The sequence below is a fragment of the Planctomyces sp. SH-PL14 genome (assembly GCF_001610835.1).
Taxonomy (GTDB): Bacteria; Planctomycetota; Planctomycetia; order Planctomycetales; family Planctomycetaceae; genus Planctomyces_A.
Window position 1 is genome coordinate 1537781 of sequence record NZ_CP011270.1, and the last position, 14289, is coordinate 1552069.

The window sequence follows — 14289 nt, forward strand, 5'->3', positions numbered from 1 at the left end:
AAGCGTTACGATCCGCATCGTCCTCCCGATCGGAATTCACCGCAGGGAGAATGGTGTCTTTGGGCAACATGTAGCGGCCGAATTCACGACACGGTGTAAGTTTTTGCATCAACGTCACAACCGGCCCCGATGCTCGACAGAACCTTTCCGCCCGAAGCGGGACTGTGCCGAGCCGGGACGGAGGCGATGTCAAAGGCTGCTCAGTGTCCGTGTCCCACGCTTCCGCTCTTTCGTCGGCGATCGCCGATGCTCTCGAATACCACCCGTCGCCCTCCTCGCCCCTTCCCCCAGTCTCAACCAGGCCGGCCTCCCGCGGGACCTGGACTCCTGCCCGGGAACACATCTGGGCCGGAGTGTGGGTTGTCTGCGTCGTCGCGGGTCTGGGCGGGATCCTCAGTTATGAGATGACTCCCGCGGAGTCCGGGAACTCGGCTTCCCACTGGCCGGCCGCGACTTCGATCCCGCTGGCGGCCGACCGTCTCACGCTGGTGATGTTCGTCCACCCCCGCTGCCCGTGCACCCGCGCCAGTCTCACCGAGCTGTCGTCCGTCCTGCAGCGGTCCGACCAGCCTGTTTCCGCCCATGCCGTCATCCTCCGGCCCGACCAGGTCGACCAGACGTGGGGTAACGGTGCGATCCGCGATCAGGTCGGCGCGATTCCCGGCCTCGCGGCGCGGGAGGATGCCGGGGGAACGGAGCACCGCACCTTCGGAGCCCGGACGTCGGGCGAAGTCTTCGTCTTCCGTCCTTCCGGCGAACTCCTCTTTCACGGCGGAGTCACGGCGGGACGCGGGCACGCCGGGCCGAACGCCGGCACCCAGGCCCTCGACAACCTCCTGATCGGGCTCGCCCCGCGAGTCCGGCAGACGCCGGTCTACGGATGCGGCCTCGAATGCCGAGCGTCGCGAACCGCGCACGCTGACCTCCTCCCGAACGGAGCGACGCGATGAAGAGCGACTTTCCTCCTGAGATCCTCCGGCCGCGGGCCCGTTCCGCTTACCTCGTGTATCGTGAGCGGATCCACCGCCGGACCGACCGGATGTTCGCCGTCCTGCTCCTCCTGGAGTGGGCGGGGGCGGTCATCTGGGCGCTGCTCGCCTCGCCGCGGACGTGGTCCGGGACGGAGAGCGCGATCCATCCGCACGTCGTCATGGCAGTCGTGGGTGGCGGCCTCCTCTGCAGTCTGCCGGTCCCCCTGGCGTGGTTCCGTCCCGGCCAGGCGGTGACGCGGTACTGCATCGCGGTCGCCCAGATCCTCTTTTCGTCGCTGCTGATTCATATCAGCGGCGGGCGGCTCGAGACGCACTTTCACATCTTCGGATCGCTGGCGTTCCTGGCGGCGTACCGGGACTGGGGGCTCCTGATTCCCCCCACGATCATCACCGCCCTCGACCACTTCGTGCGGGGCTGGTTCTGGCCGGAAAGCATCTATGGAATCTCGTCCGCCAGCCACTGGCGGTGGATGGAGCACGCCGCGTGGGTGCTGTTCGAAGACATCTTCCTCGTGATCTCGATCCTGCAGAGCCGCCAGGAACTCCAGCTGCTCTCCGAGCAGTCGGCCGAACGGGAACTGCACCAGGAGCGTCTGGAACAGATCGTCGCGTCCCGCACGGAAGAGCTGCGGGGGGCCAAGGAGGAGGCGGAAGCGGCCAGCCGGGCGAAGTCCACGTTCCTGGCCAACATGTCGCATGAGATCCGGACCCCGATTACGGCGATCACCGGCTACTCGGAGCTGCTGCTCGATCCCGCGCACGCCGACGACGACCGGGCGGAGTCGCTGCAGATCATCCGCCGCAGCTCCCGGCACCTCGTCGACATCATCAACGACATCCTCGACATCAGCAAAATCGAGGCGGGAAAGATGTCGGTCGAGCGGATCCCCGTCGCCGTCCCGAACATCGCCAGCGACGTCGTGTCGCTGATGCGGCCCACCGCGATCACCAAGGGGCTCTCGCTGCGGCTGAGCTTCGGCGGCCCGGTCCCGCGGAAGATCCAGTGCGATCCGGTCCGGCTCCGGCAGATCCTCGTCAACCTCGTCGGCAACGCCGTCAAGTTCACCGAGCAGGGGCAGATCCATCTCAAGCTCTCGACGCACGTCGAAGAGAACCAGGGCTGGCTCCGGTTCGAGGTCCTGGACACCGGCATCGGCATGACGCCGGCCCAGCTCGGCCGGATCTTCCAGCCGTTCACCCAGGCGGACGAATCGACGACGCGGCAGTTCGGAGGCTCGGGACTGGGGCTGGCCATCTCGAAGCGTCTGTCGGAACTCCTGGGGGGGCGCCTGACAGTCGACTCCGTCGCCGGACTGGGAAGCCGGTTCCAGGTCGAAATCCCCATCGGACCGGCTGCGGAGCTCGACCTGGTCGATGCCGAGAGCGAAACGGGGCTGCTCGTCTCCGAACCGGCCGCCGTCACGAACACGATCCGGCTGAAGGCCCGGATCCTGCTGGCCGAGGACGGCCCGGAAAACCAGAAGCTGATCTCGCTCCATCTCCGCAAGGCGGGAGCGGAGGTCGTGATCGCGGAGAACGGACGGGTGGCGGTGTCGCTCGCCTCGTCCCAGCCGTTCGACCTGATCCTGATGGATATGCAGATGCCCGAGATGGACGGGTACGCCGCGACTCGGGAACTCAGAAACCGCGACGTGGCCCTCCCGATCATCGCGCTCACCGCCCATGCGATGGCCGAGGACCGCAAACGGTGCCTCGACGCCGGATGCACCGACTACCTGACGAAGCCGATCGACCGCCAGACGCTGCTCGCCACGCTCGCCCGGCATCTCCCGGCGGAGGCGACGGAAGAGGCGGCGCCGGTCCTGCTGATGAGCTCGTACGCCGACGACCCGGACATGCTCGAAGTCATCGAGGAGTTCGTCGAGTCGCTGCCGGCGAAGGTCACCCTGCTGCGGCGGCTGCTCGACCGGGAAGAGACCGCCGAGCTGCAGCGGGTCCTGCACCAGGTCAAGGGGGCTGGTGGGGGCTACGGCTTCGCGATGATCACGGCCCGCGCGGACGCGGCCGGAACAGTGCTCAAGGAGGGGAAGGAGATGACCCAGGTCCGGCAATCCGTCGAGGAGCTGATCGGCGTCATGGAATCGGTCGACGGCTATGTCTTGTCCGGAGAACGGGAGGTCGCGCATGTCGGTTAGCAACATTCTCATCATCGATGACTCGCCGGAGATTCACGCCCTGGTGCGGGTCCGTCTCAAGAACGAGCCGGTAGCGATCCATTCCGCGTTCAACGGAGCGAGCGGAGTCGAGCTGGCGCAGGCCCTCGGCGTCGACCTGATTCTCCTCGACGTCGAGATGCCCGAGCAGGACGGCTTCGAAGTCTGTTCAATCCTCAAGAACCACGCGGCGACGCGAGACGTTCCGATCATCTTCCTGACGGGCTCGGGCTCGACCCAGGACAAGATCCGCGGGCTCGAGTTGGGAGCGACCGACTACGTCACCAAGCCGTTCGACCCGGCGGAACTGCGGGCCCGGGTGCGGGCCTCGCTCCGGACCCGGCACCTGATGGACCTTCTGGCCAAGCGGGCGATGATCGACGGCCTGACCGGCCTCCACAACCGCTTCTACCTGGACGCCCAGCTGACGCTGGCGCTCACGGCGGCCCGACGGTCCGGCGAGCCGCTCTCCTGCGTCATGGCGGACGTCGACTACTTCAAGCGGATCAACGACGAGTGCGGCCACCAGTTCGGGGATGATGTCCTCCGGAAGATCGGTTCGATCCTGACCGACGTAAGCCGTGACGGGGACATCGTCTGCCGCTACGGCGGCGAGGAGTTCACGATCCTGATGCCGAACACGTCGCTGCGGGTCGCCATCGCCGCCACGGAACGGCTGCGGCGGGCGATCGAGACGACCGAATTCTGGTTCCACGACCGCCGCGTGCCGGTGACGTGCAGCTTCGGGGTTGCCCGGCTGGGCGAAACGATCCCCCCCACGGTGATCGAGCTGGCGGACCAGGCCCTGTACCGCGCGAAGCGGGGGGGCCGCAACCAGGTCCAGATGTGTCTCCTGAACGATCCCGACGCGGAAGTCGAGGTGGCTCCGGAGGCAACGGCGGACCTGTCGCCGCTCTGATTCGCCGAACCGGTCGTCGACCCGCACTCCGCCGTGTCTTCTGCCGCCTCGCGAAAAAGTTCTCCGACCCTGTCACAAATTCCCGGCCTCGTCCGTCCTTCCTGGTGAAGACCGAGACACGCCGGGAGAGATGACATGAACGGACGACACGACTTGCGGGGAACGGACGGAGAGATCGTCATTGTGGGAGGCGGAATGGCAGGCCTCGTGGCCGCCAACTTCGCGGCCGGATCCGGGCACAAGGTCCTCCTGCTGGAGAAGGGCCAGGAGATCGGCGGGCGAGCCGGAACGACGGTCCGCGACGGCGTGTCGTTCAACATGGGGCCGCACGCCCTCTACTGTCACGGGGCGCTCTTCCGGGCCCTGCACGAGCTCCAGGTTCCGTTTCACGGCGCTCCCCCCAATCCGGGACGGAGCCTGTTCCTGACGGAGCAGAGCGTCTACCGCTTCCCGCAAACGTTCTGGCAGGTCCTCGTCTCGCGGCTCCTGAACTTCCGCGAGCGACGGTTGTTCCTGCAGATCCTGGGACGCGGCATCGCTACCGATCCGCGAACTCTCGATTCCACGTCGGTCGCCGACTGGATCCGACAGCTGGCGGGGACCGGACGCCTTGCCGACCTGTTCCACACTCTGATGCGGCTCACGACCTTTGTGAACGACCCCGAGCACCAATCGGCCGGGGCGACGCTGGAGCAGTTCCAGATGGGGCAGAAGGGGGGCGTCTGGTATGTCGACGGGGGCTGGACGTCGCTCGTCGAAGGCCTGCGGCGGCGAGCGGTCGAACGAGGTGTCGCGGTCCGCTCCAGCGCGGCGGCCAAGCATGTCCGCACCGGCCCGAATGGCACGGAGATCGAGCTGACGGACGGGACGCGCGTCAGGGCCGGGGCGGCCATCCTCGCGGTCCCGCCGGCCGAGGCGGTCGGCCTGCTTGACCTCGATGAAGACCATCCGCTCCACGGGTTCAATCGCACGCGGCGGGTGGGCCGGTGCGCGTGTCTCGATATCGCCCTGAAGCGTCTCCCCCGGCCGGACGAGCGGTTTACGCTGGGGCTCGATTCCCCTCTGTATTTCTCCGTCCACTCGTCGGCCGCGAAGCTCGGTCCCGACGGCGTGGCGGTCGCTCACGTCATGAAGTATCTCCCGGCCGACGAGCCGGTTCAGCATGAGGAGACGCGGAACGAGCTCGAAACCATGCTCGATCGCATCCAGCCCGGCTGGCGAGCGGAGGTCGTCACGTCACGGTACCTCCCGAACATGACGGCCGTCCCCGCGATTCCGACGATCGACACCCGTGGGACGCAGGACCGCCCGGACACGGCCGTCGTCGGCCGGCCGGGGATCTTCCTGGCGGGGGACTGGGTCGGTCGGCAGGGACAGCTCGTCGACGCCTCGGCGGCGAGCGGTCGGACGGCCGCCGCGGCCGCGATCGGGTCGCTGTCCGGCAGCACGGCGCCCGCGACCCGTCGTCACGGTCCCGTGCTGCTCGACGTTTGACTTATCATCCCGGAACTTGCGGTCCCGGCCCCGCCGGATTGACCAAGAAAAGCGTTGCAGGAGAGCGATCGTGGTCAGCGGACCTTCGGACAACCTGGCGGAGTATCAGGCGCTCCGCGACGAGCTCGGACGGATCGCGTACCGGATGCTCGGCTCGCTGGCGGATGTCGACGACGTCCTCCAGGAGGCGTACCTGCGGTGGTCGCGAGTCGACCTGAAGGAGGTCGAATCTCCGCGGGCCTTTCTGATCTCGATCGTGACGCGGCTCTGCATTGACCGACGGCGGGAGATCGACATTCGCAAGGAACATTACCCGGGGCCCTGGCTCCCCGAACCGATCGTGACGTCATCCCAGGGGGCAGGCGTGCCTGTAGAGCGGGACGAGTCGGTCTCGCTGGCGTTCCTGTACGTCCTCGAGCGGCTGACGCCGGTGGAGCGGGCGGCGTATCTGCTTCGGAAGGTGTTCGACTTTGAATACGCGGAGCTGAGCAGCATCCTCGACAAGTCGGTCGACAACTGCCGGCAGATCGTCTCGCGGGCCGAGACGCGGGTCATGGAAGGCCGTCCGCGGTTCACTCCTTCTTCGCAGGACGTTTCCGACCTGAGCGAGCGGTTCCTGGCGGCGTGCGCCTCGGGGGATCTGCAGGGGCTGCTGTCGATCCTCCGCAGCGATGCCGAGCTGATCTCGGACGGTGGAGGAAAGGCGACGGCGGCGCGGCGGCCGATTCTGGGCGCGGACGCGATTGCCCGGTTCTTCCTGGGGATCTTCCGCAAGGCGCCGCCGGGAGGTCGGGCGGAGCGGATCGAGGTCAACGGGCAGCCGGGGTTGGCGTTGCTGGTCGGGACCGCGATGGTGGGGATTTATGCCTTCGATGTGGAGGAGGGGCAGATTCGCGGGATTTATGTGATCCGGAATCCGGACAAGCTGGTGCGGGCTTCGATTGGCGGGCCGACGGGAGAGAGTGGTGCCTAGCATCGGGGTCCAGGGGGTACCCCTGGTGGGAGTGCAGAGGGGCAACGCTCCTTTGCCCGCCGGAGGCCTGGCCGTCGAGAGATGTCTGAAGGAGTGAGTGTCCAAACACGGACACCGTGCCGTGTGCCCCCTCACCAACCCGCTACGAGTGCGGAGCGAGCGGAGAGTTCTCAACGCAGGTACCACAAAGGGGACATCCGTTGTGTACCACGGTTCCTCACAGGAAGTGCCTCCGGCGGCAAGGGGGCGTGGCCCCCTTGACCCCAGGCTGCCGTCGCAAGTTGGGCTTGAGCTATCAGAGTCGTGCCGGCATGAACGCTATTGAGCAAGCGAGACTCAGTCGTAGAGCCCGTACCGAACGATGCACCACAGCGCCTGAAAGCCATCCTTCAGACCGATCTTCTTCCCCTCTTCGTACGTTCGGCCGTGGTAGCTGATCGACATCTCGAAGACACGGTAGCGGCGACGAGCAACACGGGCCGTCAGCTCCGGCTCGATCCCGAACCGGTCCTGCCGCAACTTCGGGCCGATGTCGTCCAGAACGCTCTTCTTGAACAGCTTGTAGCACGTCTCCATGTCGGTCAGGTTGAGATTCGTGAAGCAGTTCGAAAGCGTCGTCAGAACCTTATTCGCAAGGTAGTGCCAGAAGTAAAGCACGCGGTGCGGCTGATCCCCCAGGAACCGGCTCCCGAAGACCGCGTCCGCCTCCCCTTCGACGATCGGCTGCAGCAGCCGCGGAATTTCCTCCGGGTCATACTCCAGGTCCGCATCCTGGATGATGACCGCGTCGCCGGTCGCCTTCGCAAACCCGGTCCGGACCGCCGCCCCCTTGCCCCGGTTCCGCGGGTGGTAATGAACCGCCAGCCGGTTCAGCGGATCGTTCCACGCCGCCGCCTCGGTCTCGATCTCCTTCAGGATCTCGATCGTCCCGTCGCGGCTGCAGTCCTCGACGATCACGATCTCCTTCCGGACCGGAACGGCACGGACACGGGCCAGGATGTCGCGGATCGTCCGCTTCTCGTTGTAGACCGGGATCACGACCGAGAGAACGAAGTCTTCCGGAATCGCGTAGAACCCCAGCTGACGACAGGCTCCTTCGCCCAGCATCCCACGCAGCGACAGGTACCAGTCACGGGTGTAGGGGGTGCCGTGCAGGTCGGGCCCCGAGCCGTTCCCCAGCAGCATCGTGACGTTGCCCGCCCCATCGATCGACGGAGACGACGGCGTGGAGACCGGCGGAACGGGGGCGGACGAGGGAACGTCTTGAGACATCGCGCACTGGCACGGAAGTCAGGGGAACGGAGACACCCCTGACACATGAGCCACGGGCGACAGGCTAAGCTTACTGCGAAACCGGCGTGGCTGTCGCGTGTTCTTCCAGCTCCGGGAATCCCCGCGAAACGACCCGCCGCGGCATTCCGTCAACCACGACGACGAAGCTGCACTCAAAGCCCGGCATCGACTCGACGAACTTCAGCCCGCGCTCCACGCCGAGGACGCTGACTCCCTTCGAAAAGGCATCCGCATCGACCGCTTTCGATGCGACAAGGGTCACGCTGGCGCGGCCCGTCAGCCCCATGCCGGTCTCGGGATCGACGATGTGCGAGTACCGCTTTCCATCGATCTCGACGAAGCGGTAGGCGTCCCCGGAGGTGGTCACGGACCGGTTCCGCAGACTGAGCAGGACCGGCTGGGACCCGTCTTCGAGAAGCGGCTGCACGGCGACGCGCCACCCGGACCGGCCGGGGGGAGGATCGCCGCAGAGGATGTCTCCGCTGGCGTCGATGAGGAATTGATGAATTCCGCGATCCTTCAGGCGTCGGCCCACATCGTCCAGCGTCCAGCCGACGCCGATCCCCCCCAGGTCGAGCTGCATCCCCGGCTCGGAGAACGTGACGGTCGAGTTCCGCTCGTCGAGCCGCATCTTCTCAGAGCCGACACGAGCCAGCGCCTGCCGCAGGATCTCGGCGTCCGGGAGCTTGCGGGTGCGGCGGGCCTGCCGCCAGAGCCGGATGACCGGTGCGAGCGTGACGTCGAACAGTCCGTCGGTCGCTTCGGAGACCCGCTGGGACTCCTTGAGCACCTGAAAGAGATCGGAGCTGATCGATACGGGCTCCCCGACACGGTAATCGCGGCAGAGCCGGCTCAGCTCGCTCTCTTCCTTGTAGTCGCTGAAGGTCCGGTCCAGTTCGGCGAACCGGTCGAACACGACCCGCGAAGCGGCCTGGGCCGCTTCGTCGTCCGCGGCGTACAGAACGAGGATGATCGGCTGCCCCATGTGGAACTCGCGGGCTTCATACCGCGAGAGTTCCGGAGCGGGCTTCGCCGTTTCGGCGGGGGCTGTCGGCTTCTGAGGGCCGTGAGGTTCGGCCCCCGAGACCGCCCCAAGGAATCCAACGACCGCGCCGAGAAGTCCCGCCGCCACCCACTGACACCTCTTGACGTCCAGCAGTCGGCGCGGCGCGGGAACGGTCGTCACGGCGACTCTCCGAGACTGGTGAGGAGCTGATCGAGAACGGCGGAAGGGACGGGCTTGACGAAATGATCGTCGAATCCGGCCTCCCGCGATTTGCGGCGATCCTCCGCCTGCCCCCATCCGGTGAGGGCGACGATCTGCATCCCCTGCCCCCAGGGTTCGGTGCGGATCTGCCGGACGACATCGTATCCGTTCCAGCCCGGGAGACCGATATCCATGAAGATCAGGTCGGGACGGAACTCGCGGGCCGTCTCCACCGCCGCGACGCCGTCGTGCGCCACCCGGACATCCTGCTCCTTGAGCGCGAGAAGCCTCGAAAGGGTGGTCGCGGAATCGACGTTGTCGTCGACGATTAACACCCGCCGTCGCGGCGTTCGTCCGAGAGTCTGCGTGGCGGAATCCGGAGCGACGGCTCCAACAGTCGCCGCTCGCGTCCCTTTCGCCGCCGCCGCCGGAGTCCGAGGCAGACGGATCGTAAACCGGCTTCCCTGTCCGGGACCGTCACTCGCCGCCGTCAGGGTGCCGCCGTGCATCTCGACCAGCGTCCGGGCCAGCGTCAGTCCGATCCCCAGCCCTCCCTGCGACCGCTCCAGGGTCGATTCCACCTGAGCGAACAGCTCGAAGATCCGCGACAGCGCGTCGGCCGACATCCCGATGCCGTTGTCGGCCACGTGGATGATGACGGCGTCCGGATCGGCCGCCAGGGAGACCGTCACCGTTCCCCCCTCGTCCGTAAACTTGGAGGCGTTGTTGAGGAGGTTGCAGATGACCTGCGTCATCCGCGTCGCGTCGGCGAACAGCGGAACGACGTCGTCGGCCACTTCGACCTCCAGACGCTGCCCCTTCTTCTCAATCAGCGGGCGGGCCGACTCGATCGCGTCGCGCGTGATGGCGCGGGCATCGCAGGTGCCGAGCCGGAGTTCGATCTTCCCCTGGCTGATGCGGCTCACCTCCAGGAGGTCGTCCACCAGCCGGGTCAGGATTCCGACCTGCCGCCGCATCGTGTCATGAATCTCGGCCCGGATCCCGGCATCGTCCGCCACATACGGGATCAGGCCGACGACGTTGGCGATCGGCGCCAGCGGGTTGCGGAGCTCGTGGGCCAGGATCGCCAGGAACTCGTCCTTCCGCTGGTCCGCCAGCCTCAAGGCGGCATTCGCCCGTTCCAAGTCCCGGGTCCGTTCCGCGACGCGCGTCTCCAGCACTTCGTTGAGACGTTTCAGCTCGGCTCGGTCACGGTGCCGCTCCAGCGAGTGCCGCAGCGTCCGCTCCAGCGTGGCGGCGGTCAGCCCGTCCTTGGTGAGGAAGTCCGCCGCACCGAGGCGCATCGCCTCGAGGTCGACCTCCCGCTCCCCCTGGCCGGTCAGGAAGATGATCGGCGCGTTGCAGTTCCGGAGGTCCGGTTCCCGCAGCAGGTCGAGGCCGGTCCGCGCACCGAGCCGGTAGTCCAGCAGGTACGCGTCATGCTGACACTCGCGGACCGCGGTGAGAGCCGCCTCGTAGGTCGAGACCCAGTCCAGATGAACGCGGTCCCCCATGGACTCGGCAAGCAGATCCCGCGTGAGGATCTGGTCCTCCTGATCGTCGTCGATGAGGAGGATCCGCAGCAGGTTCGCGGTGCTGGGGGGGCGGGGGCCGGAGCCTTCCATCCGTCAGTTTCCCGATCGGCCTTCGTCGAGTTCGACGATCTCCAGCCAGTACTTCCCCAGCGTCTTGACGACATCGACCAGGGACTCGAAGGTCACCGGCTTCGTAATGTACGAAGCCGCCCCCAGATTGTAAGTCCGGTAGATGTCTTCTTCCGCCTTGGAGGTGGTCAGGACGATGATCCGGATGTTGCGGAGGTCCGGATCGCTCTTGATCTCCTCCAGGACTTCCCGCCCGTCCTTCTTCGGCATGTTCAGGTCGAGCAGGATGATGCTCGGCCGGGGGGACGAGGCGGGATCGGAGTACGGGCCGCGCCGGTAGAGGTAGTCCAGCAGCTCGACGCCGTTCTCGACGAACCGCAGCTCGTTTTTGAGGTGGCTGGCTTCGAACGCCTCCCGGGTCATCAGGCGGTCGTCCGCGTCGTCGTCCGCCATCAGAATGGTGATCGCGCGTTTATCAGGCATGGTTCGTTTCCTCCGTATTCTGCTGGACGGGAAGCGTCACGATGAATTCGGCTCCCTGTTCAGGACGGCTGCGGGCGGTAATGGTCCCTCCGTGACGTTCGGCGATCTTCCGGCAGATCGCGAGACCGATCCCGGTCCCTTCGTACTCGTTTCGGCCGTGCAGCCGCTGGAACACCTCGAAGATCCGGTCGAGGTAGACTTCTTCGAACCCGATGCCGTTGTCCTTGACGGTCAGCTCCACCTGGGCCCCTTTGCGGGATGGGGAGAGCATCTGCCCGGCGACCTGGACCACCGGCGGGACATCAGGTTTATGGAATTTGAGGGCGTTTCCGATCAGGTTCTGGAACAACTGGCGGATCTGTGTCGGATCCGCCTCGATCTCCGGCAGGGGGCCGATTTCAACGCGCCCCGAGACCTGCTGCAAGCGCCCCTCCAGGTCGGAGACCACCTCGCGGGCGACTTTGTCGAGGTTGATCCGGGCGAAGGGCTGAGCCCGCGTCGTGACCCGCGAAAAGCTGAGGAGATCGTTGATCAGGGTCCGCATCCGCGACGCCGAAGCGAGGATCCGCTCCAGGTAGTCGCGGCTGGTTTCCTCCAGCGTCGTCGAGCGGGTCTTCAGGCGATCGCCGAAGGCTTCGATCTTCCGGAGCGGCTCCTGCAGGTCATGCGAGGCGACGGAGGCGAACTGTTCCAGTTCGCGGTTGCTGGTCCGCAGGGCCGTGTTCATCTCGTTCAGCTCCTGGGTCCGCTCCTCGACCTTCCCTTCGAGTTCCTCGTTCGCCTTCCGCCGCGTCTCGAGTTCCTGGCGGCTCATCTGGAACGCGACGGCGATCATCCCCAGTCCCAGGAGGGCCGTCGCGACGTTGATCCATGTCGCCGATCGGTGGCTCGTCCGGAGGTCCCGGTCGCGCTCGGCGAGAAGTTTTCGCTCCGCGGCTTCCATTTCCGAGACGGTCTCGCGGATCTGGACCATCTGTGCCCGGCCGATCCCGGCCAGTACGTGCTTCATTCCCGCGGCCTGCCCTTCTTCCTGCGTGACCTTGACCCCTCGCTGGAGAGTCTGCAGCCGGAGGTCGACCTGCTGGCGGAGGCGACCGGTCCGTTCCGCTTGCGGCGGGTTGTCCTCAACGAGGCTGTCGAGGCGATCCAGTTGCTCCGAGACGGTCGGCAGGGCGGTCTTGAACAACGTCAGGTAGGCGTCGTTCTCCGTGATGATCAGGCCCCGCTGCCCGGTCTCGGCGTTGACGATCTGCAGAAGGATTTCGTCGAGGCAGTCGATGACCTCGAAGGTGTGGACGACCTGTTCCTCATTCTGCCGGATCCCGGTCAGGTTGAGGTGCACGACGATCGCCGCCACGACGACGGCGGCCGCGGCGAGAGCGAAGCCGACAGCGGCTCCTTTGCCGATCAACGATTTCATGCGGGGGCGCAGGGGAAGACGAAAACGGAAGACGGAAAGACCGGCAGGTTCTCGCCATCGCAGACCGCTCACTATGGCGAGCGGTTGGCGGAGGTCAAGGACGGGGGCGGTTGCTCCCGTGTCTCGCCAAGGTTGGCCGAACCGCGTCCTTGCCGGCACGGCTCCGTTTGCTCAAACCCAACGTGCCACGGCAGGCTGGGGTCAAGGGGGCAACCCCTTGCCGCCGGAGGCACTTCAGTGAGGAACCGTTGTAAGCAACGGACGACCGCTTTGTGGAAGCGGCGTTGAGGACTTACCGCTCGTTTTGCAATCCTCGCGGGTTGGTAATGGGGGCATACGGCACGTTGTCCGCGCTTGGACACGAGCTCCTTCAGACAACTCTCGACGGCCAGGCCTCCGGCGGGCAAAGGGGCGTTGCCCCTCTGCACTCCCCACCAGGGTGCCCCTGGACCCGGATGGTTGGCGTACGCAGTCCGACGTTGCCGCGTCGCGACTCTTCGACGCCGTCAGCTCGCCGGAGAAATGCGCTGAGCGACTCGCGCCGCCGCCAGCAGCAGAATCTGAGATCCAATCAACAACGCCTGCTCATCAATATCAAACGTCGGAGCATGCAACTGCGGCCACTTCTCCCCACCCGGCCGGGCACACCCCAGCCGCAGCATCGCGCCAGGAGCCTCCGTCAGAAACCCGCCAAAATCCTCCGCCCCAAGACTCGGCCAATCCAGAATTCGGACCCCCGCCTCCCCGACGACGAACTTCGCCGCATCGTGAAGGGACTCGGTCACCGCCCGGTCATTGATCACCGCATCCAGCGGACAGAGGAACTGAAGGTCGATCGTCGCCCCCGTCGCTTGGCTCACTCCCGCCGCAATCTCCCGCATCCGCCGCTGAAGCGTCGCCCGGATCACATGATCGACATTCCGGAGAGTCCCCAGGATCTCCACCCGGTCCGGAATGACATTGCAGAGCGTGCCGCCCGCGATCTTCCCCGCCGTAAAGACCGAAGGGCTCCGGGAATCGACCGCCCGCGGCAGAAGCGTGTAGTAAGCCGAGAGCAACTGGACCGCAGCAGCAACAGGATCGTCCGTGTAATGCGGCCGGGCCGAGTGCCCCCCCCGGCCCGTGATCGTGATCTGGACCTCATCGAGATTGGCGGTCAGCGCCCCATACCGGATGCCCACGGTCCCACACGGCAACTCCGGCTCGACATGAAGTCCGAGGATCGCCGACACCCCCGCCATCGCCCCCTGCCGAACCATCGAGACCGCCCCTTCGCCGGTCTCCTCTGCCGGCTGAAAAATCGCGCGAAGCCGGAAAGGACGCGGCGGAGTCGCCCCCTCGGCCAGAACGCGGACGGTCGACAACAGCCCTTCAAGGACCATCGTCGTGTGGCAGTCGTGCCCGCAAGCGTGGCAGATCCCGTCCCGCGTCGAGCGGTACTCACAGCTCTTCTGGTCCTGGAGCCGCAGGGCGTCGATGTCCGCCCGCAGCGCGATGACCGGGCCGGTTTCGGCGGCATTGCCTACCGCCAGATCGGCGACGACCCCCGTCCCCCCTTCCATCAGCCGGGCCGGAACCGCCGCTGCCGAAAGACGAGCCAGGATGTAGCGGGAGGTCTCGTGCTCAAACCGGCTCGGCTCCGGATTGCGATGGATGTGACGGCGCGTCGCCACATAGTCGTCGAACCGTCCGCGGACACAGGTGGCGACGGACTGGTCGAAAGCGTTCAT

11 protein-coding genes are annotated in these 14289 nt (G+C 66.3%); 5 read left to right on the top strand and 6 right to left on the bottom strand.

The genetic code is table 11. The features are described from left to right. The first annotated feature begins 353 nt into the window (after window positions 1-353). The 5 genes from VT03_RS06070 (at window position 354) to VT03_RS06090 (ending at window position 6552) form a co-directional block, all read left to right on the top strand. A complete protein-coding gene (locus tag VT03_RS06070) occupies window positions 354-950 on the top strand; it encodes a hypothetical protein (protein WP_082845981.1) in 597 nt (198 codons plus the stop codon). Continuing rightward, entirely contained in the window at window positions 947-3148 is a 2202-nt protein-coding gene (locus VT03_RS06075; protein WP_075092168.1) for a response regulator, read from the top strand. The genes VT03_RS06070 and VT03_RS06075 overlap by 4 nt, the downstream gene beginning before the upstream one ends. Further along, window positions 3138-4085 (top strand): diguanylate cyclase, encoded by a 948-nt coding sequence (locus tag VT03_RS06080; RefSeq protein WP_075092169.1) that lies wholly within the window; start codon window positions 3138-3140, stop codon window positions 4083-4085. The genes VT03_RS06075 and VT03_RS06080 overlap by 11 nt, the downstream gene beginning before the upstream one ends. A 135-nt stretch (window positions 4086-4220) precedes the next feature. Next, on the top strand, window positions 4221-5579 hold the full coding sequence (locus tag VT03_RS06085) for a phytoene desaturase family protein (RefSeq protein ID WP_075092170.1): 1359 nt from the start codon (window positions 4221-4223) through the stop codon (window positions 5577-5579). A 70-nt stretch (window positions 5580-5649) separates the two neighbouring features. Then, window positions 5650-6552: an RNA polymerase sigma-70 factor gene (locus VT03_RS06090; protein WP_075092171.1), complete on the top strand. Its 903-nt coding sequence runs from the start codon at window positions 5650-5652 to the stop codon at window positions 6550-6552. A gap of 336 nt (window positions 6553-6888) precedes the next feature. Here the strand turns inward: VT03_RS06090 and VT03_RS06095 are convergent, their stop codons facing one another. From VT03_RS06095 to VT03_RS06120, 6 genes are all read right to left on the bottom strand, one after another. Continuing rightward, window positions 6889-7737: a glycosyltransferase family 2 protein gene (locus VT03_RS06095; protein ID WP_075096952.1), complete on the bottom strand. Its 849-nt coding sequence runs from the start codon at window positions 7735-7737 to the stop codon at window positions 6889-6891. A gap of 157 nt (window positions 7738-7894) precedes the next feature. Then, complete coding sequence (locus tag VT03_RS06100; RefSeq protein WP_197489212.1) at window positions 7895-9031, bottom strand: FAD:protein FMN transferase; 1137 nt, start codon at window positions 9029-9031, stop codon at window positions 7895-7897. Continuing rightward, complete coding sequence (locus VT03_RS06105; RefSeq protein ID WP_075092172.1) at window positions 9028-10677, bottom strand: response regulator; 1650 nt, start codon at window positions 10675-10677, stop codon at window positions 9028-9030. The genes VT03_RS06100 and VT03_RS06105 overlap by 4 nt, the downstream gene beginning before the upstream one ends. A gap of 3 nt (window positions 10678-10680) precedes the next feature. Next, window positions 10681-11139: a response regulator gene (locus VT03_RS06110; protein WP_075092173.1), complete on the bottom strand. Its 459-nt coding sequence runs from the start codon at window positions 11137-11139 to the stop codon at window positions 10681-10683. After that, complete coding sequence (locus VT03_RS06115; protein WP_075092174.1) at window positions 11132-12559, bottom strand: sensor histidine kinase; 1428 nt, start codon at window positions 12557-12559, stop codon at window positions 11132-11134. Before VT03_RS06115 ends, VT03_RS06110 begins: the two co-directional genes overlap by 8 nt. A gap of 506 nt (window positions 12560-13065) precedes the next feature. Further along, window positions 13066-14289, bottom strand: coding sequence for a M20 family metallopeptidase (locus VT03_RS06120; RefSeq protein WP_197489213.1), 1224 nt, complete (start codon window positions 14287-14289; stop codon window positions 13066-13068).

Bases quoted from the DNA above. Each gene is read 5' to 3' on its own strand.
- VT03_RS06075 (WP_075092168.1), top strand. From the start codon at position 947: ATGAAGAGCGACTTTCCTCCTGAGATCCTCCGGCCGCGGGCCCGTTCC.
- VT03_RS06080 (WP_075092169.1), top strand. From the start codon at position 3,138: ATGTCGGTTAGCAACATTCTCATCATCGATGACTCGCCGGAGATTCAC.
- VT03_RS06085 (WP_075092170.1), top strand. From the start codon at position 4,221: ATGAACGGACGACACGACTTGCGGGGAACGGACGGAGAGATCGTCATT.
- VT03_RS06095 (WP_075096952.1), bottom strand. From the start codon at position 7,737: ATGCTGCTGGGGAACGGCTCGGGGCCCGACCTGCACGGCACCCCCTAC.
- VT03_RS06105 (WP_075092172.1), bottom strand. From the start codon at position 10,677: ATGGAAGGCTCCGGCCCCCGCCCCCCCAGCACCGCGAACCTGCTGCGG.
- VT03_RS06110 (WP_075092173.1), bottom strand. From the start codon at position 11,139: ATGCCTGATAAACGCGCGATCACCATTCTGATGGCGGACGACGACGCG.
- VT03_RS06115 (WP_075092174.1), bottom strand. From the start codon at position 12,559: ATGAAATCGTTGATCGGCAAAGGAGCCGCTGTCGGCTTCGCTCTCGCC.
- VT03_RS06120 (WP_197489213.1), bottom strand. From the start codon at position 14,289: ATGAACGCTTTCGACCAGTCCGTCGCCACCTGTGTCCGCGGACGGTTC.